The sequence below is a fragment of the Mucilaginibacter gotjawali genome (genome assembly GCF_002355435.1).
Lineage (GTDB): Bacteria > Bacteroidota > Bacteroidia > Sphingobacteriales > Sphingobacteriaceae > Mucilaginibacter > Mucilaginibacter gotjawali.
Map to the genome: position 1 here is coordinate 687844 of NZ_AP017313.1, position 26409 is coordinate 714252.

31 protein-coding genes are annotated in these 26409 nt (G+C 43.1%); 21 read left to right on the forward strand and 10 right to left on the reverse strand.

The window, feature by feature from the left end; genetic code table 11:
• Positions 1 to 5 precede the first annotated feature (5 nt).
• Complete coding sequence (locus MgSA37_RS03190; RefSeq protein WP_096349816.1) at positions 6 to 1457, reverse strand: flavin-containing monooxygenase; 1452 nt, start codon at positions 1455 to 1457, stop codon at positions 6 to 8.
• Between the two features lie 62 nt (positions 1458 to 1519).
• A complete protein-coding gene (locus MgSA37_RS03195) occupies positions 1520 to 2197 on the reverse strand; it encodes a peptidylprolyl isomerase (protein WP_096349817.1) in 678 nt (225 codons plus the stop codon).
• Positions 2198 to 2327: 130 nt separating this feature from the next.
• Between MgSA37_RS03195 and MgSA37_RS03200 the strand changes: the two genes are divergently transcribed.
• The 11 genes from MgSA37_RS03200 (at position 2328) to MgSA37_RS03245 (ending at position 10293) form a co-directional block, all read left to right on the forward strand.
• On the forward strand, positions 2328 to 2891 hold the full coding sequence (locus tag MgSA37_RS03200) for a dihydrofolate reductase family protein (RefSeq protein WP_197706079.1): 564 nt from the start codon (positions 2328 to 2330) through the stop codon (positions 2889 to 2891).
• Positions 2892 to 3148: 257 nt separating this feature from the next.
• Positions 3149 to 3898 carry an SDR family NAD(P)-dependent oxidoreductase gene (locus MgSA37_RS03205; protein WP_096349819.1) on the forward strand — a complete coding sequence of 250 codons (750 nt, stop codon included), beginning with the start codon at positions 3149 to 3151 and terminating at the stop codon, positions 3896 to 3898.
• Positions 3899 to 4076: 178 nt separating this feature from the next.
• On the forward strand, positions 4077 to 4658 hold the full coding sequence (locus MgSA37_RS03210) for a TetR/AcrR family transcriptional regulator (protein WP_096349820.1): 582 nt from the start codon (positions 4077 to 4079) through the stop codon (positions 4656 to 4658).
• Between the two features lie 205 nt (positions 4659 to 4863).
• Positions 4864 to 5013, forward strand: coding sequence for a hypothetical protein (locus MgSA37_RS28065; protein WP_157750403.1), 150 nt, complete (start codon positions 4864 to 4866; stop codon positions 5011 to 5013).
• Between the two features lie 28 nt (positions 5014 to 5041).
• The gene (locus MgSA37_RS03215) at positions 5042 to 5515 is read left to right on the forward strand and encodes a cupin domain-containing protein (RefSeq protein ID WP_232010774.1); all 474 of its coding nucleotides are present in this window, start codon (positions 5042 to 5044) and stop codon (positions 5513 to 5515) included.
• 104 nt (positions 5516 to 5619) lie between these two features.
• A complete protein-coding gene (locus tag MgSA37_RS03220; RefSeq protein WP_096349822.1) occupies positions 5620 to 6288 on the forward strand; it encodes a hypothetical protein in 669 nt (222 codons plus the stop codon).
• Positions 6289 to 6479: 191 nt separating this feature from the next.
• A complete protein-coding gene (locus MgSA37_RS03225) occupies positions 6480 to 6941 on the forward strand; it encodes a MaoC family dehydratase (RefSeq protein ID WP_096349823.1) in 462 nt (153 codons plus the stop codon).
• A gap of 179 nt (positions 6942 to 7120) precedes the next feature.
• Positions 7121 to 7789, forward strand: a complete 669-nt coding sequence (locus MgSA37_RS03230) for a hypothetical protein (RefSeq protein WP_096349824.1) — start codon at positions 7121 to 7123, stop codon at positions 7787 to 7789.
• Positions 7790 to 7912: 123 nt separating this feature from the next.
• Positions 7913 to 8599 carry a hypothetical protein gene (locus MgSA37_RS03235; RefSeq protein WP_096349825.1) on the forward strand — a complete coding sequence of 229 codons (687 nt, stop codon included), beginning with the start codon at positions 7913 to 7915 and terminating at the stop codon, positions 8597 to 8599.
• Positions 8600 to 8678: 79 nt separating this feature from the next.
• Positions 8679 to 9689, forward strand: a complete 1011-nt coding sequence (locus tag MgSA37_RS03240) for an LLM class flavin-dependent oxidoreductase (protein ID WP_096349826.1) — start codon at positions 8679 to 8681, stop codon at positions 9687 to 9689.
• Positions 9690 to 9834: 145 nt separating this feature from the next.
• Complete coding sequence (locus MgSA37_RS03245; protein ID WP_096349827.1) at positions 9835 to 10293, forward strand: PA2169 family four-helix-bundle protein; 459 nt, start codon at positions 9835 to 9837, stop codon at positions 10291 to 10293.
• 55 nt (positions 10294 to 10348) lie between these two features.
• On the opposite strand, the gene MgSA37_RS03250 is transcribed toward MgSA37_RS03245, so the two are convergent.
• Together MgSA37_RS03250 and MgSA37_RS03255 are read right to left on the reverse strand one after the other, a co-directional pair.
• Positions 10349 to 10771 carry a putative toxin-antitoxin system toxin component, PIN family gene (locus MgSA37_RS03250; RefSeq protein WP_096349828.1) on the reverse strand — a complete coding sequence of 141 codons (423 nt, stop codon included), beginning with the start codon at positions 10769 to 10771 and terminating at the stop codon, positions 10349 to 10351.
• A complete protein-coding gene (locus MgSA37_RS03255) occupies positions 10761 to 10991 on the reverse strand; it encodes a hypothetical protein (RefSeq protein ID WP_096349829.1) in 231 nt (76 codons plus the stop codon). Before MgSA37_RS03255 ends, MgSA37_RS03250 begins: the two co-directional genes overlap by 11 nt.
• A gap of 142 nt (positions 10992 to 11133) precedes the next feature.
• Between MgSA37_RS03255 and MgSA37_RS03260 the strand changes: the two genes are divergently transcribed.
• Positions 11134 to 11868, forward strand: a complete 735-nt coding sequence (locus tag MgSA37_RS03260; RefSeq protein WP_096349830.1) for an acyl-CoA desaturase — start codon at positions 11134 to 11136, stop codon at positions 11866 to 11868.
• A 126-nt stretch (positions 11869 to 11994) separates the two neighbouring features.
• Here the strand turns inward: MgSA37_RS03260 and MgSA37_RS03265 are convergent, their stop codons facing one another.
• From MgSA37_RS03265 to MgSA37_RS03285, 5 genes are all read right to left on the reverse strand, one after another.
• The gene (locus MgSA37_RS03265) at positions 11995 to 12666 is read right to left on the reverse strand and encodes an ABC transporter ATP-binding protein (protein WP_232010775.1); all 672 of its coding nucleotides are present in this window, start codon (positions 12664 to 12666) and stop codon (positions 11995 to 11997) included.
• An 81-nt stretch (positions 12667 to 12747) separates the two neighbouring features.
• On the reverse strand, positions 12748 to 13533 hold the full coding sequence (gene lpxA / locus MgSA37_RS03270; protein ID WP_096349831.1) for an acyl-ACP--UDP-N-acetylglucosamine O-acyltransferase: 786 nt from the start codon (positions 13531 to 13533) through the stop codon (positions 12748 to 12750).
• Positions 13530 to 14939: a bifunctional UDP-3-O-[3-hydroxymyristoyl] N-acetylglucosamine deacetylase/3-hydroxyacyl-ACP dehydratase gene (locus MgSA37_RS03275; protein WP_096349832.1), complete on the reverse strand. Its 1410-nt coding sequence runs from the start codon at positions 14937 to 14939 to the stop codon at positions 13530 to 13532. The genes lpxA and MgSA37_RS03275 overlap by 4 nt, the downstream gene beginning before the upstream one ends.
• A 99-nt stretch (positions 14940 to 15038) precedes the next feature.
• Positions 15039 to 16082: a UDP-3-O-(3-hydroxymyristoyl)glucosamine N-acyltransferase gene (gene lpxD, locus MgSA37_RS03280; RefSeq protein WP_096349833.1), complete on the reverse strand. Its 1044-nt coding sequence runs from the start codon at positions 16080 to 16082 to the stop codon at positions 15039 to 15041.
• A 101-nt stretch (positions 16083 to 16183) separates the two neighbouring features.
• Complete coding sequence (locus MgSA37_RS03285) at positions 16184 to 17413, reverse strand: HD domain-containing protein (protein WP_096349834.1); 1230 nt, start codon at positions 17411 to 17413, stop codon at positions 16184 to 16186.
• 223 nt (positions 17414 to 17636) lie between these two features.
• Between MgSA37_RS03285 and porX the strand changes: the two genes are divergently transcribed.
• The 8 genes from porX (at position 17637) to MgSA37_RS03320 (ending at position 23654) form a co-directional block, all read left to right on the forward strand.
• Entirely contained in the window at positions 17637 to 19190 is a 1554-nt protein-coding gene (gene porX, locus MgSA37_RS03290; protein ID WP_096349835.1) for a T9SS response regulator signal transducer PorX, read from the forward strand.
• A gap of 70 nt (positions 19191 to 19260) precedes the next feature.
• Positions 19261 to 19533 (forward strand): hypothetical protein, encoded by a 273-nt coding sequence (locus MgSA37_RS03295; protein WP_096349836.1) that lies wholly within the window; start codon positions 19261 to 19263, stop codon positions 19531 to 19533.
• Positions 19534 to 19563: 30 nt separating this feature from the next.
• On the forward strand, positions 19564 to 19728 hold the full coding sequence (locus tag MgSA37_RS28070; RefSeq protein WP_157750404.1) for a hypothetical protein: 165 nt from the start codon (positions 19564 to 19566) through the stop codon (positions 19726 to 19728).
• A complete protein-coding gene (locus tag MgSA37_RS03300; protein WP_096349837.1) occupies positions 19715 to 20086 on the forward strand; it encodes a type II toxin-antitoxin system VapC family toxin in 372 nt (123 codons plus the stop codon). Before MgSA37_RS28070 ends, MgSA37_RS03300 begins: the two co-directional genes overlap by 14 nt.
• A gap of 3 nt (positions 20087 to 20089) precedes the next feature.
• Positions 20090 to 20506 carry a tRNA (adenosine(37)-N6)-threonylcarbamoyltransferase complex ATPase subunit type 1 TsaE gene (gene tsaE, locus MgSA37_RS03305; protein WP_096349838.1) on the forward strand — a complete coding sequence of 139 codons (417 nt, stop codon included), beginning with the start codon at positions 20090 to 20092 and terminating at the stop codon, positions 20504 to 20506.
• 54 nt (positions 20507 to 20560) lie between these two features.
• Positions 20561 to 21787 carry an alanine dehydrogenase gene (locus MgSA37_RS03310; RefSeq protein ID WP_096349839.1) on the forward strand — a complete coding sequence of 409 codons (1227 nt, stop codon included), beginning with the start codon at positions 20561 to 20563 and terminating at the stop codon, positions 21785 to 21787.
• A 3-nt stretch (positions 21788 to 21790) separates the two neighbouring features.
• Entirely contained in the window at positions 21791 to 22474 is a 684-nt protein-coding gene (locus tag MgSA37_RS03315) for a M15 family metallopeptidase (protein ID WP_096349840.1), read from the forward strand.
• Between the two features lie 202 nt (positions 22475 to 22676).
• On the forward strand, positions 22677 to 23654 hold the full coding sequence (locus MgSA37_RS03320; protein ID WP_096349841.1) for a YihY/virulence factor BrkB family protein: 978 nt from the start codon (positions 22677 to 22679) through the stop codon (positions 23652 to 23654).
• 99 nt (positions 23655 to 23753) lie between these two features.
• On the opposite strand, the gene dacB is transcribed toward MgSA37_RS03320, so the two are convergent.
• The gene (dacB, locus tag MgSA37_RS03325; RefSeq protein ID WP_096349842.1) at positions 23754 to 25079 is read right to left on the reverse strand and encodes a D-alanyl-D-alanine carboxypeptidase/D-alanyl-D-alanine endopeptidase; all 1326 of its coding nucleotides are present in this window, start codon (positions 25077 to 25079) and stop codon (positions 23754 to 23756) included.
• Positions 25080 to 25158: 79 nt separating this feature from the next.
• Here dacB and MgSA37_RS03330 point away from each other — a divergent pair, with 79 nt between their 5' ends.
• Positions 25159 to 26370, forward strand: a complete 1212-nt coding sequence (locus MgSA37_RS03330) for an aspartyl protease family protein (protein ID WP_096349843.1) — start codon at positions 25159 to 25161, stop codon at positions 26368 to 26370.
• Positions 26371 to 26409 lie beyond the last annotated feature (39 nt).

The window sequence follows — 26409 nt, forward strand, 5'->3', positions numbered from 1 at the left end:
ATTGGTTATTTATAAGTTAAAATACCATCGTTAAGCGGACTTTTTTCGAACATTTTTTTGTCGTAAAAATAATTTTGTTCAATCTTCCATGGTTTTCTATTGCCCATTTTTGGTAATTTATCCAGCACTCTCAGCACATAGCCGGGGTTAAAATCAAGAAAAGGTTTTAACACCAGGTCCGGGTCATTTTGCACAGGCATGCATTGTTTATATCCCTGCTTTGACATGTAATTAATGATCCGGCAGGTATACCGGCTGGTCATTTCGCATTTCAGTGTCCACGAGGCATTGGTATAGCCAAACGCATAGGTCATATTCGGGATGCCATCAAACATCAGGCTTTTGTAGGTAACTTTTTTTGAAAAATCCACTTGCTTACCATCAACCCTAAAGTCAACATTATTAAAAAGTGCGGCGTTTAATCCTGTTGCCGTTACGATGATGTCAGCCGGCAAAAAATCGCCTGAAACCAATTGAATGCCGTTTTCTGTAAACTTTTCAACCTGGTCGGTTACAACGCTGGCTTTTTTACTTTTTATTGCTTTAAATAAGTCGCCATTTGGCACCAAACATAAACGCTGGTCCCAGGGGTTATAAGCCGGTGCAAAGTGCCTGTCAATATCAAAACCCTCCCCCATGCGCCCTTCCAGTTTTTTGCGCAGCACTTTTTTCATCAGGCCTGGAAACCGCCTCGAAAAGGCATACGAAAACCGTTGAAAAAGAATATTCCGAAAGCGATTTATTTTGTAGGCTGTTTTTTTTGGTAAATTATTATTGAGCCAAACCGCTATCTTGTCTATGTCAGGCAAGGCTACAACATAGGTGGGGCTGCGCTGCAGCATCGTTACATGCGCTGCTTTTTGGGCCAAATTAGGGATGATCGTCATTGCAGTGGCGCCACTGCCAATCACCACAATTTTTTTGCCGGTATAGTCGAGCGTTTCGTCCCATTTTTGTGGATGTACAATCGGGCCTTTAAAATCGTTGTATCCGGCGAACACTGGCGTATAGCCACTGTCATAGCTATAGTAACCCATACAGAGTGACAGGAAAGAGCAAGTGTAAAGTTGGGGATTAACTGAGTTGGGCGTTGCTACGGCAAGTGACCAGTTGGCAGTTTCGGATGACCATGACGCACTGAGTAATTTATGTTCAAACAGGATGTGCTGATCGATTCCTTCCTCCTTAACGGTTTCTGCTAAATATTCGATGATATCTTCACGCGGCGCAATGGCTTTAGGGTTTGTCCACGGTTTAAAGGCAAAACCGAAAGTATACATATCTGAATCTGAACGTATGCCCGGATAACGAAACAGATCCCAGGTACCACCGATATTTTTGCGTCCTTCCAATATGGTATAGGTTTTATCAGGGCAATCAGTTTGCATATAATGAGCAGCACTGATCCCCGATATGCCGGCGCCAATAATAATGGTGTCGAAGTAAAGAGGTTCCATTTTTAATTCGTTTTATTCCCTCGGGGTCTGTTGCAGCGGCGCCGGCCTTATTCAAGCAAGTATCACATCAATTTTAACTCTTTTAGCACTTCCCTGTCCGTCAGCACAGTTATTTTCATCTTCACCTCATTATCCGGGTTGCCATCCTTATTAACTTTTACAGCAGTTACTTTGTCAATAAAATCCATTCCTTTTACAATTTCGCCGAACACGGTATAGTTCTGGTCTAAAAATGGTGTGCCGCCGATGGTGCGGTAGGTTTCGCGCTGTGCTTCGGTAAAATGCCAGCCGAGTTTTTTTTCAATGATGTCCAGTTGCTCGTTGGTATAGGTTTTACCATCAACAAAGTAGATCTGTGTGGTAAAAGACGCTTTGTCTTTATTATCATCGCGGCCCATAGCCAATACGCCCCGCTTATGGAACAGTGCCGGATTAAATTCCGGCTGGATCCATTTTTGCGCTGGCTTTAAAGTTTTTGACTTGTCATACAGCGAATCCGGGTCGCCGCCCTGGATCACGAAACCTTTCAGGATCCGGTTAAAGGTCGTGGCATCAAAGTAACGCGCCTTAACCAGTTTGATAAAATTATCGCGGTGTACCGGCGTTTCGTTATAAAGCTTCACCACACAATAACCCTGTGGCGTTTCAATTTTTACATAGGTGTTTTTTTGCTGTGCTATGGCCGGCACCAGCAGGCAGCATAAGATGACAGTAATAAAGGACTTTAATATTTTTATCATAGCTTAAAGGTATAAATAAGCTTTGATATGGTGAATGCGCCGCTATCCACTATTTGCATTTTGAATTTAAGAAATGTATTTTTAAATCATTTCCGGTGTAAAATGTTCAATTAACCGCGGGGTATAAAAAATGGCTGCAAACACATTTAAATTGACGATTCACATGGTTGCAAGTCTCGACGGCTATATCGCTAAAAAGGATAACAGCGTTTCGTGGTTTGAGACAAAGGATAATTATGAGAAAGGTATTAAGGTTTCCCGGGAGGCCATGTGGGAATTTTTAAAAACGGTAGATTGTTACATAATGGGGGCGCGCACTTACGAACTCGCCTTCGATCTGTCAAAAACATATGGCTGGGCCTATGGCGATGTACCCACTATCGTGCTAACGCACAGAGACCTGCCGGTTGAACGGCCGAACATCGAACTTTATTCAGGCGACCCTGGTACGCTGGTGAATGAACGGCTAAAACCTAAATACAAAAATGTTTGGCTGGTTGGCGGCGCGATGCTGGCGAAAGATTTTATTTGTTCAGATCTGGCAGACGAAATAAGGCTATCCATTTTACCCATCATTTTGGGCGACGGGCTCCTGTTTTTTGATCACATAGGAAAAGAACAGGTATTACATTTACTCAATGTGACCGCCTATAACACCGGCATGGTGGAGTTGTGTTATGAAATAAAGAAATAATAACAGGGATAGCGAACTGAATACCTTCCCGCCCGCTGCCCAAACCTGTTAATTCCATACCACCCTATCTTTGCTGGCTAAGTTTTCAATCTTTAATTACTATACAATCTGCTCTTCTAAACCTGGCCAAAATCTGTAAAGGAAAGTCATTTGTCATCCCCGCCTAATCTTTTAAATAAATTGGAACGTTCGTTCCAATAAGTGTTTATGTTTGCGGAACGATTATTCCAAATATAGAAAAATTAATCCTACACAACATGAAAAAGTTAGCAAACAAAGTAGCAGTAATAACCGGTGCATCAAAAGGGATAGGCGCAGGCATTGCCAAAAGCCTTGCCGCCGAAGGGGCGTCAGTAGTAGTAAATTATGCTTCGGCTAAAGCCGGTGCAGATAAGGTAGTGGCAGAGATTGTAGCCAATGGCGGTAAAGCTATTGCTGTACAGGGCAATGTTTCAAAAGCAGAAGATGTAACCCGCCTTTTTGCCGAAACCGCCAAAGCCTTCGGCGCGGTAGACATCCTGGTGAATAACGCAGGCGTTTACAAGTTCGGCGCGATTGAGCAGATCAATGAAGCTGATTTTCACCATCAATTTGATACCAACGTATTGGGATTATTGCTGGCAACCCAGGGCGCCCTTAAAACCTTTAACGAGGCGGGCGGCAGCATTATTAACATCGGCTCGATCGTCAGCAATGTTGCGCCGGTTGGCAGTTCAATTTACACCGCAACAAAAGGCGCTGTTGACGCCATTACCCATGTTTTATCCAAAGAACTTGGATCGAGGAAGATCAGGGTGAACTCTATCAACCCGGGCATGGTTGAAACAGAAGGTACGCATAGTGCCGGCTTTATTGGCAGTGATTTCCAGGCAGAACAAGAGCGCACCGCGCCGCTGGGCCGAATAGGTCAGCCTGAAGATATCGCGCTGGTTGCCGTATTTCTTGCTTCTGAAGAATCACGCTGGTTAACCGGCGAAACCTTACTGGCCGGCGGCGGGGTAAGGTAATTTATCGAGAGCCAAGAGCCAGGACTCAAGATAAAAGAGAAATGAGGATTATTTAAGGTGCCAATGAATTTTAATAATCTGCACATCTGAAATCTGCACATTTGCACATCAATCTTAGTCTTGACTCTTATTAAAATTGAATAGCTTTGCGTAATTACAGGCAAGGCTATTCCGCATTATGGCAAGAACAAAAGATTTTGATGAAAATGAAGTGCTGGGCAAAGCCATAGATATTTTTTGGCACAAAGGCTATAATGGTACCTCTATGCAGGATCTTGTAGACGGGCTCGGCATCAGCCGTTCAAGCCTATACGACACCTACGGCGACAAACACACCCTTTTTATTAAAGCATTGGAGAGCTATCAAAACAAAGGTTCCGCAAAAGTTTGCGCCATTGCTAATAGCGCCGCGCCTGCTAAAGAAGTTATTAAAAAATTATTGGACCTGATTACGGGGGAATTACTAACGGACCAAAAGCATAAAGGCTGTTTTATGGTAAATGCCGAAGTTGAGGTAGCCCCGCATGATAAAGAAGTTAGCCAAATGGTATGTGCCAATGACCAGCAGGTGGAAGACGCCTTTTACCAGGTGATCAAAAAAGGGCAGGAGTCCGGCGAGATTAGCAAGCGGCAGGATGCTATGGCGCTGGCAAGGTTCACCTTCAACACCGTAAAGGGTATACGTGTTACGGCAAAGTCAACAACTGATAAAGCAGTTTTTGATGATATTATCAGGCTTACTTTAGCCATGCTGGATTAAGGAGTCAAATTACTTGCTGATAGGGCCCTTCCCTAAAAACAATGCGCCGCATAAATACGCTGATTCTGCCCCGGTTTTTCCCAAAATAGACTACTTTTCTGTCCAAAAAAACATACACATTTCTCTTGTCGTTGCTCGTACATACCAACGCGGCGGTGTGGCATAATTTTTATTCATTTATCAGCACAACTTAAAAACTACTATTATGAAAACCACAGCAACAAAACCAACCGTTTCGCTTAAATCAGTAGAAAAAGAACTTAAGGCAATTTTAGAGCAGGATGTTAGAAAACTGAATGCCCCGCAATATATCAATCATAAATATGCCGCTTTTTTGCAGTTGATCGCTGCTTAATATGGAGTCTTCAAAACCTGCCCCGATTATGCTTAATGCCGATGACGGGCCAAATGTATCGGTAGTTGGCGATACTTACCGGATACTGGCTTCCGGCAAGCAAACAGGCGGCGCCTTTGCTACTATTGATATGCTGGTGCCACCGGGCGGCGGCCCAGGCCCGCATTCGCACCCGGATTTCCAGGAAACCTTTTATGTTATTGAGGGAGAAATAGAGGTTAAATCGGAGGTTTCAACATACATCGCCAAAAAAGGGGCCTATGTAGTTATTCCGAAAGGCGGCATTGTGCATTGCTTTAAAAATAAAACGGATACGCTGGCACACCTGCTTTGTACCGTGGTTCCTGCCGGGCTTGAAGAAATGTTTATCACGATAGGTACCCCGATTGATGCAGGTGTATTCTTACCTCCACCGGCGATGGATCCCGAAAGTATTGGCAAGCTAATAAAAATTGCAGAACAATACGGGCAGAAAGTATTCCCTCCCGATTTTTTAGGATAATGGGAAATCTGGCTTTCCCTGCTCGAAATCCTATTTTATTTTTTTAGGTCAATTGGCTAAATATCAAATAAGTAATTAAATTTGATCAACCAATTTTATCTTTTATGAAAAAGATATCCCTGCTCGCTATCCTGTTTATGCCTGCGCTCTTTTTTACCGGTTGTAAAAAAAGTTCAACTAATTCTCCGGTGGCGCCGGCATCTGCTGATTCCTACCTGCCTGTTACCGCAGGTTCATCCTGGGATTATTACGCGCAGGTTGCCGGCTATACTGATACCATCAGTATAAGAATGACCGGCTCGACTACTAAAATAAACGGTTCCGATTTTTTTACCGCTACAGGTGTTTCGCATTTTAATAAAGCGATAGTGGAGAATTTTTACGAAGCTAACCACCTGTATATTGAACGTTATACCATTGGTGGCGATGTTTATGCAACCAATATTGATGTGGTTTTATTAAACGATACGCTGGCTGCAGGCCATACTTTTACCGCGACGGTAACCGCCATCGGCGGAATTGACGTGCAGCCGATGAGAATAATCAATACCACTGTTGAAAAAAATATAACGAAAGTAGTTGGCGGAAAAAGCTTTTCCGGTGTAATTCATACCCGTGTTCAATTGCAGGATGATTCCGGCAGCGGTTTTGAAACCAATTCAATTTACGACTACTTTATGGTTAAAGGCGTAGGTATTATTGAAATGGATTCCAGTGCACCCGGTGGCGCCGTTGATGAAACCCAAACAATAATGAATTATACGGTTAAATAAACCTATAAAATTTGTTTGTGCCTTGTATGCCTTAAACAGTTCAAATAACACTGATGCAAAATAAAACCGCCAAAAATATTTTGCGCTATTTTTTAAAAAAATCAATAGGTTTAGCCAGGTTGTTTTAAAATGCCATTCGCTTTGCTATTTTTACGGCGCGTTTGTAATTACCTGAAACAAACAGAGACCCTATGATAATTATAAAAAATTACCCCGAGTTTGAAGGCTACTTAGGTGAGGAGTTAGGTGTGTCGGGCTGGCATACCATTACCCAGGAGCAAATAAATAAGTTTGCCGATGCCACTATTGATCATCAATGGATCCATACAGACGTTGAAAGAGCCCAAACCGAAAGCCCTTTTAAAGCAACCATTGCGCATGGTTATTTAACGGTTTCGCTGCTCCCATATTTCTGGCACCAGATAGCAGATGTACAAAACCTTAAAATGCAGATCAATTACAGCATTGAAAACATCCGGTTTGCGCAACCCGTTATCGTGAATAGCCAGGTGCGGCTTAAAGCTAAACTGGTGGCTATTGTTAATTTGAGGGGCATCACCAAAGCTACTATCGGTGTTGAAATGGAAATAGACGGGCAGAAAAAACCCGCTTACACCGGGGAGGTAGTTTTTCTTTACCATTTTATCGATTAAGTGATAGAACAAGGAACCAAGGGCGAAGACTCAGGAATGATGTACGCGCATTATTCTTTTATAGGGAAGGTTGCGATTTTTTTGTCTTGACTCCCGGCTCTTAACTCCTGAATCTTTCCCTCCGCGCAATATTTTCTTCGTTTCAATGTTTACACTATAACCTGTAAACAAAAACCTTAATGAAGAAAACCTTTACCCTTATTTTAGCTGTCGCGGTTATATTCATCAGCAGCTGTAAAAAAGATTCAAAAAACAATCCGGCATCCAGTTCAACCAATAACGATTACTTTCCTTTAACTTCCAATTCGGCCTGGAAATACCTGGTAACCGGGGCAGGCGGAAGTGATACCCTTACGGTTAAGCTCACCGGTTCGGCCACGGTTATCGATGGAAAAACTTATTATAATACCAATAGTATGTACCAGAAAATGGGTACCAGCGTTGGTTATTTTTTCAGGCAAAACCATCTGTATGGCTCCAACTCATCAAACGCAACAGCAGGCTTAACCATTGAGTTCGAGTTTTTGAACGATACCGCCGCAGCCGGGCATAGCTGGATAAGCTTACCCACGGTGAATGGCCTGGTAAACAGTGTGCCGGCGCGTACGGTGAATACCATCAGGGAAGTTAATATCAGCAAAACCGTCGGCGGTAAAATATTTACCAATGTCATTCATGCGGAAGTTGATCTTCAGTACAATTATGGGAGAGGTTATGAAAGTTCGGCGGTTTACGAATTTTATTTTGCAAAGGGGGTGGGCATGATTGAAAACTCAACCTTTATTTCAGGAAATATGTATGAAACGGAAAGTATTATCAGCTACGATATTTCAGCTGTATTGATATAGATAATGCTTTAACAACCGCGTTTTATAACTTAAGTAACACGATTGTTGATATGTTGAATGTTTTACCCCTGAAATATTTTTTTATTATCAATATTTGAGCGATAAATTATTGATAGAACGTAAATGCGAAAAAACTTTTTTGTCATTCTGGCTTTACTGACAATTGGTTATTTCAGCTGCAATAAAAACCCCTATCGGGCGGCGCCACCTTTAACAGCTTACAGCTATTTCCCGCAAACTTATGGTTCCACCTGGCGGTACCGCGATTCTGTTTTTGGCGAGGCTTCCAATCCGTTAGCTATATTCGGTGTTAAAAATGACACCCTGACTTATACCATGAACGGCGCCACCACCGATTTTAACAGTAAAATATGTTACGATGTGGATGTGTCGTCCCGGCTTTTCCCCCGGCATATCGCCGATTATTTTGTGAGTAAGCATATTTATGAATTGATTGAACCCTCACTGGCCTTCGGATTGATTGATCTGCAAATTTTGAATGATACGGCGCATGCAGGGTACACCTGGAACAGTACACCTTCATTAACAACTTTACTGCATAACAGCCCGGTACGTGCTATCAATACCATCGTTGAAACAGATATGACGAAGATAGAGGCAGGCCGGATTTATACCAGCGTAACACACACCGCCATTAATTTTCAGATCAACGTTAATAACCAGGGGTTTTACAATATTGCCCATTTTGATTTTTACCTGGCGGGCGATGTCGGTATTATTGAAAAAGACGCTTATTATTATGGCTACTTAAATGAGACGCAAACGATTGTTGATTTCCATATCAAATAGCATCAGGTCATCCCTTCTTCCTTAAATCTTTACAATCACTCCACAACCACTTCCGTATTTTTGTGTTGTTATAACATATATGGACACAAAAAATATCCGCCTCGGTGTATTGGATCAATCTCCGGTACGTAAAGGGCTCACAGCTGCAGAAGCGGTTCAAGAGACAGTAGAACTTGCAAAATATACCGATGCTTTAGGCTACACCCGCTTTTGGGTATCTGAACATCATAATACGGGCGCGCTTGCGGGTTCAACGCCCGAAGTGCTGATGGCACACCTGGCAGGGCAAACAAAAAATATCCGCATCGGCTCGGGCGGGGTAATGATGCCCAATCACAGCGCGCTAAAGGTTGCCGAAAACTTCAGGACGCTGGAAGCCCTGTTCCCCGGGCGCATTGACCTGGGAATGGGCCGCGCTCCGGGTACCGACCGGCATACAGCGGCTTTGCTTAACCCATCCAACCAGTTTCGCGAGCAGGATTTTGTGGAACAACTGTATGATCTGAATAACTTTTTTCATGACAGGGGCGACCCTGGTACGCCGATGGCTAAAATAAGGGCCATACCACAGGTTAAAACTGTGCCTGCCATGTGGCTGTTAAGCTCCAGCGGGCAAAGCGGCATATTTGCTGCTCATTTTGGGATGGGTTTTTCCTTCGCCCATTTCATCAATCCAAACGGGGGCCCGCAGGCTGTTGAAGCCTATCGCGAACGTTTTCAGCCTTCCGAAGAACTGCAGCAGCAACAGGCCAATATGGCCATTTTTGTTTTTTGTTCGGAAGATGAGGAAAAGGTTGAGCGCCACCAGGCTTTAATGGATTATCGTTTTAACCAGTTTGAAAAGGGCGCCGGTATTGTGCCCATTGGATATGACGATATTAAACATGTTACCTATTCGGCAGGGGAGCAGGAAAGGATCTGGTACAACCGGAAAAGAGTAATTGCCGGTACGCCTGACCGGGTGAAAACAAGACTGACCCAGCTTGCGGAGGAATATAATGTTGATGAAATTATCGCGGTAACCATTACGGAGCATTTTGAGGACAGGCTGCAATCGTACAAACTGCTGGCCGAAATGTTTATAAGCTGAAAGCCCAAAGCTAAAAGCCGAAAACTACCCTGTGACTTAAACTTCGCATATTTGAAACAAAGCTTTCAGCTTTAACCTTTCAGCTTTGAGCTTCAATACTGGCAGGATAGTTGTTTGATGGGTTAAACATCAAAAACTATTTACCATGGAAACTACAGAAAAATCAATTGAAGTTTTAAATGATCTGATAGAGATCAATAACGACAGGGTTGCTGGCTTCGCCCACGCTGTACATGAATTGAAAGAGAACGATGGCGATCTGCGGGTGCTTTTTTTGCAGTTAAGGGAAGAAAGCAGGGAAAACGTTCATGAACTTGGCACTGCGATTAATAAACTTGATGCCGAGGTTGAAATGGGAATGAGCAGCAATGGCGCCTTGCACCGCATGTGGCTTGATGTAAAAGCTGCCTTTACCGGGCATGATCGCAGGGGGATATTAGCGGAATGTGAACGGGGAGAAGACGCAATAAAAAAAGCCTATGAAAGCGCCCTGTCGCCTGATAATGAACTGTCCCCCCATTTAACCGAAATACTTTTGCGGCAACAACAGGATATAATTGCATCTCATAACCAAATCAAGGCTTTGAGGGATAGTGAGGCTTAGATTTTAAATTGACTTTAAAAAATGGAGGATGTTTTAAACAGGCATCCTCTTTTTTTTACTGAATGAAATCAAAAAGCTTTAAAAAATCTGCCGGCGACAAAATGGGGATATTGTTAAAAGGATGCAGGATCAGTAAATCCTGGTCGCCGCTTACGATACAGGATGCTCCGGCAGTTACTGCAAGTTCAAGAAATTTGTTGTCTTTTGCATCACGGCAGGCATTGATGGCTATCGATGGAAAGAATACAAGTGCATTACGCTCAATTTGATCAATAGCTTCTAATCGTTCCTCATCTTTTAAAAAATATTTGTCAAACTTTTTTCGGAAAATAACTTCAGAAAACTCGGACAATACCGATTCGGAAATTACTATCCTTCCAATTTCTATTGCCCTGTTCAACGCCTGAGCATTAATTGATTTTTGAAGAAGGGCCGCACTAATAAGTGAATTCGTATCAAAGACAAATTTATGCTTCATCTTTTAATATGTCATCCAATATTTCCTGGGTTAGCCCTCTTTCAGCCATTTCGTTACGGAGGCCATCAAGATATTGAAGAAAGGCGGCTTTATCATATTCAAACAATTCTTTACTCATACGAATATTAATTTTGTTCGAAATATCCCTCCTTTTATCGGAAGGGGCGTCCCGCCACGCTTTTGCTACTTTATCATCTACTTCCAAAACAATTCGTTCCATAATCTACACTCCTTTTGCTATTATTCAAATATACCAAACATTTAATAATCTTAAACCGCCCCATTTTTGTTTTTACTTTTCAAATTAATTTAATCGTATCTTTGAGCAGATTATAAACATTTCTATTTTATACAATACTTCTGTGATTATTTTAATATTCTTTTTGGCCCATTGGTTCCTTTCTTTGTTCTTTCAAACATTTTATCTGCATCGCTACGCTTCTCATAAAATGTTTATTACCAATAAATTTAACGAACGTGTTTTTCATCTGCTGACATTTATTTGCCAGGGATCGTCGTTTTTAAACCCGCGTGCTTATGCTATTATGCACCGCGAGCACCATGCTTACAGCGACACCGAGAAAGACCCGCATTCACCCTATTTTTTCAGGGATGTTTTTCAAATGATGTGGCGCACGGCACAAAGCTATAAGCTTTATGAACAACGGTTGAAAGAACCGGAGCCGCAATTTAAAGGTAACTATCCTGAATGGCGTTTATTGGATTATTGGGGTTCAACCCATGTGTCGCGCCTGGCATTTGGCGCTTTTTATGTAGTTTTCTATATTTTTTTTGCTACCCATTGGTGGATGTTTTTACTGCTGCCGATCCACTTTTTAATGGGGCCTATCCATGGCGCTATTGTTAACTGGTGCGGGCATAAATACGGCTACTCAAATTTCGATAATGGCGATAAATCAAAAAACACTACACCGTTTGATTTTTTTATGCTAGGCGAGTTATTCCAGAACAATCATCATAAACGCCCCAACAGCCCCAATTTTGCCGCAAAATGGTTTGAGTTTGACCCGGTTTACCCGGTGATGAAATTTATGCACTGGATCCATTTGATCAGGTTACGGGAAGCATATTTGTAGTGGAGGTAAAAGGTTAAAGGCGAAAGGTAAAAGGTTTGCCTGCCGTATTATATCGAGGCTTGGTTTTAATCACCAGGCCTTTTTTATGAGCTTTAAGATAAAAGAACGAGTTAAACCTTTCGCCTTTTACCTTTTTCCTTTCACCTCTCCTTTATAATCCGCAATATTCAGCATTGCATCGCAAAAGTTATATTCATGCTCCTGGTTGGAGCAGATAATGGTGAGCCTGTTTTTTGAGAATTGCTGTACCAGGCTCAAATACCAGTCCACGCCCTGGGCATCCAGGTTTGAAGTCGGTTCATCAAGCATCAGCATGGGGGTATCTGCGCAAAATGCCAGGGCCAGTTTTAGCCGCTGCTTCATCCCTGATGAAAAATATTTGATCAGTTTGTTTTTACTGCCCGGCAATGACAACAGCTCGATCAGCCCATCTTTCCCAATCCCTTCCTTGAGCACGTTGAATTTAAAATGAAAATCGATCATTTCAGCCAGGCTAAATTCTTCTATCAGTTCAAGGTATGGCGCTGCAAGGCTCAGATGCTGGTACACTTTCTCCACCCCGACAGGCTGATCCTCAAAAAAGTAATCAATTTTACCTGTAGATGGCGCCAGGCTGCCGTTCAAAACCTGCAATAGAGTAGATTTTCCGGAACCGTTAGGGCCAAGGATAGCATAGATGCTACCCGAATTAAAAGAATAATCCACCCCTCTGAAAATCCAGTCGCGGTTAAAACGCCGGCCAATGTTTTGAAGGGTGATGTTCATTTTTTGGTCCATAGACCATGGACCATAGTCCATAGCTTTTTATTACTGATGTGAAAAAATCTTTGTTTTAACCCGTGCCTGCCATGGTCCATGGACTATCGACCATGGACTAAATTAACTATTCCCAAACCCCTTCATAATTCCCCGCTGCGAGTTTTGTACAAAATTGATGATCTCGTCGCGTTCAACAGTTGGGTTGAATTCGGCTTCAATAATATCGAGCGCTTTGGTAATATTATATTTTTTAAGAAAGATAATGCGGTAAATTTCCTGGATCTCGTTTATCGTAGCGGCAGAAAAACCCCGGCGGCGCAGGCCAACAGAATTAATACCCACATAAGACAATGGTTCGCGGCCGGCTTTGGTATAAGGCGGCACGTCTTTACGAACCAAAGAACCACCCGAGATCATGCTGTGTGCGCCGATCTCCACAAACTGGTGAACCGCTGATGTGCCGCCAATAAAGGCATAATCATATACATTGATATGCCCGGCAAGCTGAACCGAGTTGGCAATGATCACATTATCGCCGATAACGCAATCGTGCGCCACGTGTACATAAGCCATCAGGAGGCAATTGCTGCCGATGGTTGTGGTGTTTTTGTCCAGTGCGGTACCGCGGTTTAATGTTACGCATTCGCGGATGACGGTATTATCGCCAACCGAAACGGTGCTTTGTTCGCCGCGGTATTTAAGGTCCTGAGGAGGTGCTGAAATTACAGCCCCCGGGTAAACACGGCAATTTTTGCCGATACGGGCGCCGTCCATAATGGTGCTGTTTGAACCGATCCACGATCCTTCGCCTATCTCAACATCTTTGTGTATCGTCACAAACGGCTCAATTACCACGTTGTCGGCTATTTTAGCCTGGGGATGTATGTATGCTAAGGGTTGGATCATTCTTCGTCAGTTTTTTGCTTTTTTACAATTTGTGCCATTAGCTCAGCCTCAACAACAATACGTTCGCCAACCATGCCGATACCTTTCATTTGTGCTATACCCCTGCGGATAGGTGCGATCAGGTTGCAATGAAAGATCAGCGTATCCCCTGGCGTTACCGGTGCTTTAAACCTGGCATTTTCTATTTTAAGGAACAAGGTAATATAATTTTCGGGATCGGGCACGGTATTTAAAACCAGGATGCCGCCGGTTTGTGCCATGGCCTCAATCTGCAGCACCCCGGGGAATAAAGGCATCCCCGGAAAATGGCCCCTGAACATTTCTTCATTCATGGTAACATTTTTCAATCCTACTACATGGCTTTTGGTAAGTTCGAGGATTTTATCAATCATCAAAAACGGCTGCCGGTGGGGTAAAATGTTCATGATCTGGATGGTGTCATAAACGGGCTTTGCGTTCGGGTCGTAAATTTTTACGTGCTTACGGCTTCTTTCCTTCTTTATAAGGGTCTTTATTTTTTTTGCGAAAGCCACATTGGCCGCATGGCCGGGCCTTGCTGCCATAATGTGACCGCGTAACGGAACGCCCACCAGTGCAAGATCGCCTATCATATCCAGCAGCTTGTGCCGGGCCGGCTCATTCTGGTGGCGAAGTTCAATGTTATTTAAAATGCCCTGCGGCGCTACTTTAATATCTTTGCGGTTAAAGATCCGGGCCAGGTGAGCCAGTTCTTCTTCATCTACTTCTTTATCAACAACCACAATCGCATTGTTCAGATCGCCGCCTTTTATCAGGTCGTGCTTTAAAAGCATTTCCAGTTCATGCAAAAAACAAAAGGTACGGCATGATGCGATCTCTTTATTAAACTCGGATATCGTAGAAATACTTGCATGCTGGCTGCCCAACACTTGCGAATTATAATCAACCATGCAGGTAAAACGGTAGTCGTCCAGCGGCATTGCCACCATTTCAACTTTGCGGTCGGGCTCAGAGTAATGAATGTTATAAGGGATATGGTAATATTCCCGGTCGGCTTCCTGTTCAACAAAACCGGTTTCTTTTATCGCATCAACAAACTGGATGGAACTGCCATCCATTATCGGCGTTTCGGGTCCGTCCAAATCAATAAGCACATTATCAACTTCCAAACCAACAAGGGCCGCCAATACGTGCTCAATAGTACTTACGCTGGCGCCATTTTGCGAAATAGTGGTGCCGCGCGAGGTATCAGTAACGTTATCACAATCAGCATCAATGATGGGCGATCCGGTAATGTCTATCCTTCTGAATTTATAGCCATGATTTTCGGGAGCCGGGTTAAACGTCATGGTAACCCGTTCGCCGGTATGTAAACCAGTGCCCGAAACCGAAACCGGCGCCTTAATTGTTTTTTGTTTTACATTCATTTTATAAGACTGTTCATTGGTTCATTGGTTCAGTTGTTCATTGGTAAATAGTTCATTAATAGCCGCAAGATAGGACCAATGAACTAATGAACAAGTGAACTAGTGAACATCCTTTGTCAATTCTTTAATTATTTTTTCAAGTTCATCAATTCTTTTTTCGAGGGCGGGCAAACGGCTAAACACGATTTGCGAGCGCATGTGGTCGTTATAGGCAAATGCCGGCGAGCCCATCCATCTTTTACCTTCTTCTTTTAAGGTGCGGCTCACGCCTGATTGTGCCTGTACCTGGGTGCCTTTGGCAAGGGTAATATGGCCTACGATACCAACCTGGCCTCCGATAATACAGTTTTCGCCTAATTTGGTACTGCCGGATATGCCTGTTTGCGCAGCAACTACCGTATTTGAGCCGATCTCTACATTATGGGCAATCTGGATCAGGTTATCCAGCTTTACCCCTTTGCGGATAATGGTTGAACCCATCGTAGCCCGGTCGACAGTAGTGTTTGAGCCGATCTCCACATCGTCTTCAATAATTACATTCCCTATCTGGCTTATTTTGGCATATGTGCCATCCCCGGCAGGCGCAAACCCAAAACCATCGGCACCTATGATGGTGCCCGAATGGATGATGACGTTATTGCCCAGTATACAATCAAAATAAATTTTCACTCCCGGAAACAACGTTACATTGTCGCCTAATATTACATCATCTGCGATATAGCACCCGGGATAGATTTTGCAGTTATTGCCGACTTTTACATTTGGACCGATGTAGGCGAATGCACCAACATAAACATTTTCGCCCACCGTTGCAGACGGGTGAATAAATGACGGCTGTTCAATGCCTGTTTTATGAAGCTTCAGCGTATTGTATTTTTCCAGCAATACGGTTATCGCGCTGTACGCGTTCGGTACCCGTATAAGCGTGGACTTTACAGGTTCGGCCAAAACCTGGTCGTTATTGATAATAACGACGGATGCTTCCGTGGTATATAAATACTGCTCGTATTTAGGGTTAGCTAAAAACGATAACGACCCTGCACGGGCCTCTTCTATTTTGGCAAGTTGATTTACCGGCACCAAGGGGTCTCCCTCAACAGTTCCGTTTAGCATCAAACCTAATTCATGTGCGGTAAATTGCATCGGGCAAATTTAGTGTTAAAATTGATTTTATTTGAATATGTGAAAATTTGAAGATTTGAAAATGAAAAAAATAATTTTCAAATCTTCAAATTAACTAATTTTCAAATTATTAAGTCCTTTTTATAACAAAGTATATACTTTTTAACCGTTTTTGCTAATGCTTCCAAATTTGAATTATCGCTGGCTGCGGTTATGTCTTTTATTGTGCCGTCTTTCATTAAAATACGGATGTTGCCGTCGCCGGGGCGGTAAGCATTATTCCGTATCGTATCCTCAAATACAAAATAGGATGCCTCATGTGCTGTAAGGTCATATTTCGCCATTGCTTTTGCGGTCAGCCTTTCTATAAATTGCTTGTCCGGAGGCTGATTGGTGATGTCAACCTTGTACAGGTTGCGGTATATCATATCCTGGCAAAGTTTCGAGAGTACCCAATCATCATGTGTTGCCCATACTTTAATCGCGGCCATTATATCCGTATCATCCAGTGTGGCAAAGGTTTCCAGGTGATGATCTTCATTCATAAAAGCATCGCTGCTGATAGGCTTTCTTAAAAAATGGCTCAGCGCCGGTGTGGTAAAAACAGGCGTTCCCATTAAGGTAAGTTCGCGGCTGCGTTTCATTATCCGCGCTAAAAGTTGCTCGGCAGCGATGACGGTTTTATGCAGGTACACCTGCCAGTACATCAACCTGCGTGCAATTAAAAATTTTTCGACGGAATAGATTCCTTTTTCTTCAACGGCTATCTGGTCGTCCTTCACATTCAGCATCTTGATGATCCGGTCTGAACTGATCACCCCTTCAGAAACGCCGGTAAAAAAACTATCACGGTTCAGGTAATCCATCCGGTCCATATCCAATTGGCTCGAAACCAGCTGGTGCAGGAATTCGCGCGGATAAAGGCCTTTAAATATTTCGATAGCCATCGTTAAGCGGCCGCCAAATTCAGTATTTAGCTTACCCATCAGCATTGCTGAAATATCTTCATGTGAAATGCCCTCAACAATGGTTTCTTCAAGCGCATGCGAAAAGGGGCCGTGCCCTATATCATGCAGCAGGATAGCAATAATAACGGCTTCCTCTTCCTCGTGCGAGACTTCGTGACCTTTGTTGCGCAATGTTTCAATAGCCATGCCCATCAGGTACATTGCCCCCAGGGCGTGATGGAAACGGGTATGCAGGGCGCCCGGGTACACCAGGTGTGTCATTCCAAGTTGTTTGATATAGCGGAGCCGTTGAAAATACGGGTGTTCAATCAGGTCAAATACCAGCTCGGTAGGGATGCTGATAAAGCCGTAAACGGGGTCGTTTATTATTTTCTTTTTATTCAAAGTTTTTAATAGACTGCAAAAATGTAAATAAAGGTAATAACCCTGTACTATATTTGTTAATTTTTGTTAATGATTAGTATTAGCCGTAACAAAACCCGTGCTTTGCAGTTAGAGATTAGAGGTTAGTTGATTAGAGATTAGTTGAACGATGGTGATTTCGATAGTAACCTTCCTGGTTTAATACCCAATCTTTAATAATAAACCGATATTTAAAATTTATGCCATGCAAGATACATCCATTTTATGGGCCGACGATGAGATTGACCTTTTAAAGCCGCATATACTATTTTTAACCGAAAAAGGCTACAAAGTTACTACCGTAACCAATGGCGCCGATGCGGTTGAAACCTTCAAAAGCAACTATTTCGACCTGGTTTTCCTTGACGAAAATATGCCGGGGCTAACCGGTCTGGAAACATTGTCGCAGATCAAGAATATCAATAATGATGTGCCCATTGTGCTGATCACCAAAAGTGAAGAGGAATATTTGATGGAGGATGCCATTGGTTCAAAAATTGATGACTACCTGATCAAGCCGGTAAACCCCAAACAAATACAGTTAACCATAAAAAAACTGACTGAAAATAAACGCCTGGTTACCGAAAAAACAACCATGGCTTACCAGCAGGATTTCAGGAACCTGGGAATGACATTGAATGACAACCTGAGCTTTACAGAATGGGCCGATGTTTATAAAAAACTGGTTTACTGGGAGCTTGAGCTGCAGCAACTGGAAGATGCAGGTATGCACGAGATCTTAACGCTGCAAAAAGCCGAAGCCAACACACAGTTTTGCAAGTTTGTTGAAAAGAACTACCTGAACTGGGTAAAAAACCCGGAAAACGGGCCTGTGATGTCTCCGGCTTTGTTTAAAAAGAAGGTTTTTCCGCGGCTTGACGGGAAGGGCCCGGTATTTTTTATCTTGATAGATAACCTGCGGTACGACCAGTTTAAGATCATTAACTCGATATTGATTGAGTATTTCAGGCTGGAGGAAGAGGATACTTATTATAGTATTTTGCCTACAGCAACCCAATATGCAAGGAATGCGATATTCAGCGGCCTGATGCCATTGGATATGGAAAAACGCTATCCTGAAATGTGGCAGAATGATGAAGATGAAGGTGGTAAAAATCTATACGAAGGCGATTTTATTGCCGACCAGATCAAACGGGTTACCCGAAGGGACGTGAAGTTTTCGTATCATAAAATATTGAATATTGATGAAGGCCGCGCGCTGAATGAATCAGTAAACAACCTGATGAATAATGAGCTGAATGTGGTGGTGTATAACTTTGTGGATATGCTTTCGCATGCCCGTACCGATATGCAAATGATCCGCGAATTGGCCAGTGACGATGCCGCGTACCGCTCATTAACCTTATCATGGTTTGAACACTCGCCTTTATACGACCTGCTTAAGTTTTTGGCGCAAAAACAGGTGAGAGTGGTGCTGACCACCGACCATGGTACCATAAGGGTAAAAAACCCAAGCAAAATTGTAGGCGACAGGAATACCAATACCAACCTGCGTTACAAACAGGGTAAAAACTTAAACTTTAACCCGAAAGAGGTTTTTCATGTGCGCAACCCGCACGATGCCATGTTGCCCAAATTGCATGTAAGCTCGAGCTTTGTTTTTGCCAAGGAAGACAGCTATTTTGTTTACCCTAACAACTACAATCATTTTATGAATTTTTATAACGAAACCTTCCAGCACGGGGGCATTTCGCTTGAAGAAATGCTGATCCCGATTGCCGTTTACGGGCCGAAGTAAAATCAAATCTAACGGCTTGTATAAATATCGAACACCGAATGTAGAATAAGGAATTTAGAAAGAAACTTCGATGTTCATTATTATCAGGCCATCGGATTTTATCGGTTATTTAAGTAATTTTGACTTATTTCCAGAAAATATGACGAACGAAATACCTCAATGGCAACAGGAATTGGTTCTGGATCGAATTGAACAAGCAAGGTTGCATCCGGAAACGATGTTAGATTGGGATGAGGTTTCCAAGACGCTGATGGCTAGTCAAAGCAAAACAAAATCGGATATTAAAAAATTGCGTACAAGGCAAATTCAAAGACATAACAAAAATTCGAAAACTAACACCTAACACTTTATTAATATTTTATTAAATTTGAATATGGTTTTAGTATTAAAAGGCAGCAAAGACATTAAAAAGGTTAAAGATTTATTGGCCGAACGGCCAAGTAAAAAAAACTTTGATGCCAAAAAATTCTGTGGAGCGTTAAAAGTTGATGAAGATGCCTTAGTTATTCAAAAGCGTCTAAGAGATGAATGGAACTGATCTATTTATAGATACTAATATCTGCATCTATCTATTAAATGGCGACATTGTTTTAGCCGAACTCCTGCAGGGTCAAAATTTATATATTTCCATTATTACTGAAATGGAACTTTATGCTTATCATGGTGACAACGCTTCGGCAATTCAAGTTTTGGACAATTTCTTAAAATCGATATCAGTAATCAACATTGAAGAAAAAGTTAAGATAAACACTATTGAAATAAGAAAGCGCTCCAAACTCAAACTACCAGATAGCATAATCGCCGCTTCGGCCATATCCTTTGGCTTGCCGCTAATTACTGCCGATAAAGGATTTAGAAAAGTCAATCACATGGATCTCATATTGTTCGAAAAATAAACCGTGCTTTTATCCTCAACAACTACATCTCAACTCCCTGCGACAGCCGCTCAAATAATTGAGTTCGCCGCAAATTCCCGCATCTTCCTTTTTTACGGCGATATGGGCGCCGGGAAAACCACTCTTATTAAAGCCCTATGCGAAAGTTTAGGAACGACAGAGCCTGTTACCAGTCCCACCTTTTCCATCGTAAATGAATATGAAGGTGCCACCGAAAGAATTTATCACTTTGATTTTTATCGCCTGAAAAACGAAACGGAAGCGCTTGATATGGGCTACGAGGAGTATTTTTATTCGGGGGCATATTGTTTTATTGAATGGCCCGAAAAGATCCCCAGTTTGCTTCCCGATCATTATATCAGCATAAAAATTATCGTAAAAGATGATGATTTGAGGGAGATAAACATCGAAAACATTTAATTTATACTTAATTAGATTTTTTCCTTATCTTCATCAGCCAGAAAATACTACATAATGAGTTCAGGGAAATACAGCGGGTTTTCGGATATAGCCAAACAAGCGATGATGCAGCCCCAGGAGTCGATGCTGGAGGTGAAGAATAAAAAACACAAACTGTATATCGGCATTCCAAAAGAAATATCCTTCCAGGAAAACCGTGTACCGCTAACACCCTTATCGGTTGCTTTATTAGTAAACAATGGGCACGAGGTGATGCTGGAAAGCAATGCCGGTGCCGCCGCCAAATTTTCGGATAAGGATTATAGTGAACAGGGGGCGCAAATTGTTTACGATACCAAAAAGCTGTACGAAGCCGACATCATTTTAAAAATTGCCCCACCCACCCTGGGTGAAATCGAGATGATGAAACCGGGCCAAACGCTGATCTCGGCCCTGCAGTTATCAACATTTAAAGCCGAAAGCCTTCATGCCCTCATCAACAAAAGGATAACCGCGCTTTGTTTTGAGCATTTGCGGGATGAAGGCGGATCGCTGAGTGTGGTAAGGGCGATGAGCGAAATTGTGGGCGCCACTTCCATCCTGATCGCTGCGGAATATTTAAGCAACATCTTCGACGGAAAAGGGCTAATGCTGGGCGGCATCACCGGTGTACCCCCAACAGAAATTGTAATATTAGGAGCAGGTACGGTGGGCGAATATGCTGCCCGTACCGCCATATCACTTGGCGCAGAAGTGAAGGTTTTTGACCCATCTATTTACAAACTCCGCCGTTTGCAAAATAACATTGGCAGCAGGGTTTTTACCTCGGTTGTACAGCCCATTGTGCTGGAGAAAGCAATAACTACCTGCGATGTAGCTATCGGCGCCATGCGTGCAGAGGATGGCCGCAGCCCCTGTATTGTCAGCGAATCAACTGTAAGCCGGATGAAACCAAATTCGGTGATCATTGATGTGAGTATTGACCAGGGGGGCTGTTTTGAAACTTCGGAGGTAACCAATCATACGCACCCTGTTTTCAGAAAATACGATGTGATCCATTATTGCGTGCCAAACATTGCTTCGCGGGTTGCCCGCACAGCAACGTATGCACTTACCAATATATTTGCGCCCATTTTACTGGATATTGGCGAGCACGGCGACCTGAAGAACCTGATATGGCAAAAGGCCGGGCTGCGCGAAGCCGTTTATATTTATAAAGGGCACTTAACCAGCAAGCATATGGGCGAACGCTTTTCCATCCCCACAAAAGACCTCGACCTGTTGATTGTATCTCACCATTAAACTATGAAACGGTTTGTCCTGTTAGCATTATCAGTTGCCATAAGTACAGTAGCCTTTGCGCAGAAATACAAATATATCGACAGCTCAAAAGTAATGGGCCCTGATAGTTATTTAAAGGATATAAAAGCGCATCCCGAAACCCGGTTGGTTGAAATAAAAAAGTATATCCCCGAAATTGCGCTGGATATCCGTTATGCTACCACCAATAATTTTACGCATCAGCAAATGTACGGCGAGGCAAGGGCTTTTGCCCGGCTACCGGTAGTGCTGGCCTTAAAACAGGTGGAAGCTGACCTTAAAAAGCAGGGACTGGGACTGAAGATTTTCGATGCCTATCGCCCCTATGCCGTTACCGCTCATTTTTACGAAGTGGCGCATGATACAAATTTTGTAGCCGACCCCCGCAAAGGCTCGAAACATAACCGTGGTTGCGCGGTCGACCTTACGGCGATAAACCTTAAAACGGGTAAGGAACTGGACATGCCCACCGGCTTTGACAGTTTCAGCAAAAAGGCGGCCGCTGCTTATATGGATTTGCCAAAGGCCGAAATAGCCAACAGGGCAATTTTAAAAACGGCTATGGAAGCCCATGGCTTTCGTGAAATCGCGACGGAATGGTGGCATTTTGATTTTAACGGGTGGTCTGAATTTCCCTTGCTTGACATTCCGTTTTCCGAAATAAAATAAGGGTTCGGAAAAGCAATTAAAAACAATTTTTGTGAAAAAGCCTTGTTACCGATAGGAGAGCCTCATCCCACTCTCTCTCCAAAGCACACGGCGGCAAAAAGAGCTGAGTATACATCCTCTCCCCTGCAGAGGGATGAGTTGAGGGCTTTGCCGGTTAGATGAAGCATAAAACATAAAAAATAAGAGGATTATTTGATTTGATATGAGCACTTTCAGGAAGCATTATTTTTTAAAGAAAACATGGAAGATATTGTCGGCCACTTTTATGGGTTTTATTGATGACAATGGTTTAAAACTAAGTGCATCATTAGCTTATTATACCATTTTTTCTATCGCTCCCTTACTCATCCTGGTTATTTCAATTGCGGGCCTGGTATTAGGCCCAAAAGCCGCTGAAAATAAATTATACCCCGAAATTGCACATTATGTGGGCGCCCAGGCAGCAGCGCAGATCCAGGAGGTTTTAAAGAACCTGCAGCTTTCAGGTAAATCAGGCACCGCAGTGGTTATCGGCACCATAACGCTTTTAATTGGCGCCAGCAGCACCTTTATTGAGATGCAGGATTCATTGAACATGATATGGCGGGTAAAAGCCAAACCAAAAAAGGGTTGGGTTAAACTGATAGAAAACCGTTTTCTGTCCTTTTCGCTGATCATCGGGCTGGGCTTCCTGCTACTGGCATCGCTTATCGTAAGCGTGGTGATGAATGCAATAACAAGAGACATAGGGCAATATTTGCACGCCATAACCGCGCCACTGGTAAAAGGCGTTAACCTGGGGATCACCCTGGCGGTTACCTCACTATTATTTGCCATTATTTTTAAAGTTTTGCCAGATGTAAAGATCAGGTGGAAGGATGTAATGTGGGGCGCCGTTTTTACTTCGGTACTTTTTATGCTGGGGCAGTATTTAATAAATTTGTATATCCAGTACGCTGCCAAAACTTCCGCCTATGGAGCAGCAGGCTCCATATTGGTGATATTGATCTGGATCTACTATACTGCAGCCATCGTTTACATCGGCGCCGAATTTACCCAGGTTTACGCCGAAGCTATTGGCTGTAAAATTGAACCGGCTGATTATGCAGTGAGCGTTCAACAAACCGAAATTATCAGGGAAGTGAAGGTGCTGCCGCGTCAGAACCCCGAATTGGATGAAGTGTTGAAAAAAGGGAGTTGATTAAGTTAAGTGGTTGATTAAGTCGATTGAGTTAGGACGAAAGTTTGAAAGAAGCTTCAACAACTTATTCAACTTAATCTAACTTAATCAACCAATCAACTAATACTCATCATGTATCCATGTAATAATCCTCGCCATTTCGGCGCGGACTTCCGATGCCGGCCGGGTAAAGTTGTTGTTCATGAAAGAGAAAGCCAGGCGCTTGCCTTTGCGGGTAACAAAGTAGCCCCCCTGGTTATAAACATTATTTAACGACCCTGTTTTTGCCCAGATAAATGGCTGCCCCTTATCCGTTTTATAGGCGTGCCTGATCGTTCCAGCCACACCGCCTTCGGGTAGCAGGCTATGCAACAGGCTGTCATTTTTTACTTCGTTATCTATTTTTTGAAGGAGAGCAACGATGCTGCGGGGGGTAAATAAATTTTGCCGCGAAAGGCCCGACCCATCGGCCCATTGGGGTATATCGGGCAGATCATTCAAAAAATGAATTTTCGCATAACTCCTTACCGAATCGGAACTAAGGGTTTTAAATTTTGCGGATGAGCAAACCAGTAAAAGCTGTTCGGCAATAAAATTGTCGCTTGGCTGCAGCATGTGCCGGTAAACCGTATCGGCGTTGGCGCCGTAAATGGTTTTGGCACTATCAGGCATAGGTAGATTGATTTCCAAAACGGGCAGCTTCAGGGTATCCTGCAGCAAAGCCAGCGTTAAGGCTGTACTTGTTTTCCATGGGATATCCTGCACAAAACCCCTGGGTGGTTTTGCGGCTGGGTAAACAAATTTATTGCTGCTAAAATCGCGCTTAACGCTGAAGTTGGATGGGCGGTAATTACTGTCGCACTTTATATATCTTTTTAAATAGGAAGGCCTCACCCGGATGGAATCATTTTTATCAGTATAAAACTCAGCTACGTTATTTTCAATGGGCAATCCGGTAATTTCGGGCTGGTAGTAATCATTATAATCATTCCAGGCCCAGCCATCTCCATAAAAATCACCACTATAGTTGCCTGTTGCAAAAAATAGTTTTTTATTGGCGGCTTTCAATAAATTAAAGGCTTTTATCGCTTTAAGGTCGCTGTGCAGAAAAGAGGGGTCGCCGGTGCCCCAAAAGATCAATGAATCATGGCGGATAACATATTTTAGTGCCGGGATGCTGTCGCCCAGCATTTTAAGGCAGGTATAAAAAGTAAATAGCTTTGTATTGGATGCAGGGGTAAAATATTTATCAGCGTTTTGCTGCCATATCATTTTTTTATCATCCAGGTCGTAAAGGGCGAAGCCGGTAAAATGATCGTTCAGGATGGCGGAATGTTTAAATTGTTTTTTTATTTTCCGTTTGCGGATATGACCTGCAGCAGCATCAGTGGTTTGTAACAACAGCGCACCGAGCGCCGTCAAAATGATAAATACTTTTTGTCGCATCAGGGTTTTATGTGATTAAATTGTATATTTAATATCCAAATATAAACTTTAGTTGACGCGCCTGTCCCATACTTTAAAAATGTTACGAGTAACAGTACTGCTGGCCTTTTTGTGGTGCTGCAGCATGCCTGCCCGTGCACAATATTTCGACCTGGAGGGTGGCCGCAAACGGGTTACTGTTCCTTTCCGCCTCATCAGGGACCTGGTGGTAATCCGCTTAAACATAAACGACAAAGGCCCTTTTAACTTTATACTTGACACGGGTGTTGGGCTTATGCTGATTACCGACCCTAAATTAGTAGATTCCATCAACCTGGTTAATAAACGCACAATACATATAGAAGGACTGGGTGAAGGTGACGACCTGGAAGCTTATATTACCGCGGCATTAAACGTGCAGATACCTGGCCTTAAAAGCTATGATGTAGGCGCCGCGATTTTAAAAACAGACCATTTCGGCCTTTCTAACTATGCCGGTATCCCCATACACGGCTTACTGGGCTACGAGTTCTTTAATAATCTTGCTGTTAAAATCAATTTTGCCGACAGCACCCTGACTATTTCAAAGCCCAAAGACATGCGTCTTTTTAACAAGGGCAATAAGATTCCGCTAAAAGTTGAGAACCGTAAACCCTATTTGCAGGCGAAGGTTACTTTTACCAACGGTACTAAATCAATAGACAAGCTCATCTTCGATCTTGGCGCAGGGCACCCCCTGTCGCTTGAAAACATTATTGAAAAGCATGGCCTGCCTGATAAATTTATTGCTGCTAACCTGGGCGTGGGCCTTACCGGGCCTATTAATGGTTTTGTAAGCAGGGTAAAAGAAGTGGATATCGGGAAGTATAAAATCAAAAATGTGATCACCTCGTTCCCGGTTTCAAATGCCGGCGAAAAATCAGTTGAACAACGTGACGGCAACCTGGGGATGGGTATTTTGAAGCGCTTTACATTGATAGTGGATTATCCCGATAGCGTGCTGTACTTAAAGCCGGGGCCCAACATGGATGAACCCTATGAGCATGATATGAGTGGCCTTGAATATTACAGCACCGGTAAGGATTTAAATCACGTGGTCGTCAGCCGGGTTGAGCCCGGTTCTCCGGGAGATGAGGTAGGGCTGGAGCCGGGGGATGAGATCATGGCGATTAACTTTAAATCAGTTACAAAAATGACGCTTGAGGAAATCGATGGCATTTTCAAATCAAGGCCCGACCGCGCACTGCTGCTGGAAGTATATCACGATAAAAAATTTGACAATGTGATCATTACTTTAAAACGGCGGATTTGATTTGCAGATGTGCAAAATGACTGAAAGGGCGGCCAAACG

Bases quoted from the DNA above. Each gene is read 5' to 3' on its own strand.
- MgSA37_RS03245 (WP_096349827.1), top strand. From the start codon at position 9,835: ATGGAAACTACAGAAAAATCAATTGAAGTTTTAAATGATCTGATAGAG.
- MgSA37_RS28070 (WP_157750404.1), top strand. From the start codon at position 19,564: ATGGTTTTAGTATTAAAAGGCAGCAAAGACATTAAAAAGGTTAAAGAT.
- MgSA37_RS03330 (WP_096349843.1), top strand. From the start codon at position 25,159: ATGTTACGAGTAACAGTACTGCTGGCCTTTTTGTGGTGCTGCAGCATG.
- MgSA37_RS03190 (WP_096349816.1), bottom strand. From the start codon at position 1,457: ATGGAACCTCTTTACTTCGACACCATTATTATTGGCGCCGGCATATCG.
- MgSA37_RS03295 (WP_096349836.1), top strand. From the start codon at position 19,261: ATGTTCATTATTATCAGGCCATCGGATTTTATCGGTTATTTAAGTAAT.
- MgSA37_RS03200 (WP_197706079.1), top strand. From the start codon at position 2,328: ATGGCTGCAAACACATTTAAATTGACGATTCACATGGTTGCAAGTCTC.
- MgSA37_RS03275 (WP_096349832.1), bottom strand. From the start codon at position 14,939: ATGAATGTAAAACAAAAAACAATTAAGGCGCCGGTTTCGGTTTCGGGC.
- MgSA37_RS03315 (WP_096349840.1), top strand. From the start codon at position 21,791: ATGAAACGGTTTGTCCTGTTAGCATTATCAGTTGCCATAAGTACAGTA.
- MgSA37_RS03220 (WP_096349822.1), top strand. From the start codon at position 5,620: ATGAAAAAGATATCCCTGCTCGCTATCCTGTTTATGCCTGCGCTCTTT.
- MgSA37_RS03205 (WP_096349819.1), top strand. From the start codon at position 3,149: ATGAAAAAGTTAGCAAACAAAGTAGCAGTAATAACCGGTGCATCAAAA.
- lpxD (WP_096349833.1), bottom strand. From the start codon at position 16,082: ATGCAATTTACCGCACATGAATTAGGTTTGATGCTAAACGGAACTGTT.
- porX (WP_096349835.1), top strand. From the start codon at position 17,637: ATGCAAGATACATCCATTTTATGGGCCGACGATGAGATTGACCTTTTA.
- MgSA37_RS03195 (WP_096349817.1), bottom strand. From the start codon at position 2,197: ATGATAAAAATATTAAAGTCCTTTATTACTGTCATCTTATGCTGCCTG.
- MgSA37_RS03210 (WP_096349820.1), top strand. From the start codon at position 4,077: ATGGCAAGAACAAAAGATTTTGATGAAAATGAAGTGCTGGGCAAAGCC.
- MgSA37_RS03310 (WP_096349839.1), top strand. From the start codon at position 20,561: ATGAGTTCAGGGAAATACAGCGGGTTTTCGGATATAGCCAAACAAGCG.
- MgSA37_RS03255 (WP_096349829.1), bottom strand. From the start codon at position 10,991: ATGGAACGAATTGTTTTGGAAGTAGATGATAAAGTAGCAAAAGCGTGG.
- lpxA (WP_096349831.1), bottom strand. From the start codon at position 13,533: ATGATCCAACCCTTAGCATACATACATCCCCAGGCTAAAATAGCCGAC.
- MgSA37_RS03230 (WP_096349824.1), top strand. From the start codon at position 7,121: ATGAAGAAAACCTTTACCCTTATTTTAGCTGTCGCGGTTATATTCATC.
- MgSA37_RS03320 (WP_096349841.1), top strand. From the start codon at position 22,677: ATGAGCACTTTCAGGAAGCATTATTTTTTAAAGAAAACATGGAAGATA.
- MgSA37_RS03215 (WP_232010774.1), top strand. From the start codon at position 5,042: ATGCTTAATGCCGATGACGGGCCAAATGTATCGGTAGTTGGCGATACT.
- MgSA37_RS03300 (WP_096349837.1), top strand. From the start codon at position 19,715: ATGAATGGAACTGATCTATTTATAGATACTAATATCTGCATCTATCTA.
- MgSA37_RS03240 (WP_096349826.1), top strand. From the start codon at position 8,679: ATGGACACAAAAAATATCCGCCTCGGTGTATTGGATCAATCTCCGGTA.
- dacB (WP_096349842.1), bottom strand. From the start codon at position 25,079: ATGCGACAAAAAGTATTTATCATTTTGACGGCGCTCGGTGCGCTGTTG.
- MgSA37_RS03235 (WP_096349825.1), top strand. From the start codon at position 7,913: ATGCGAAAAAACTTTTTTGTCATTCTGGCTTTACTGACAATTGGTTAT.
- MgSA37_RS03250 (WP_096349828.1), bottom strand. From the start codon at position 10,771: ATGAAGCATAAATTTGTCTTTGATACGAATTCACTTATTAGTGCGGCC.
- MgSA37_RS03265 (WP_232010775.1), bottom strand. From the start codon at position 12,666: ATGGACTATGGTCCATGGTCTATGGACCAAAAAATGAACATCACCCTT.
- MgSA37_RS28065 (WP_157750403.1), top strand. From the start codon at position 4,864: ATGAAAACCACAGCAACAAAACCAACCGTTTCGCTTAAATCAGTAGAA.
- MgSA37_RS03225 (WP_096349823.1), top strand. From the start codon at position 6,480: ATGATAATTATAAAAAATTACCCCGAGTTTGAAGGCTACTTAGGTGAG.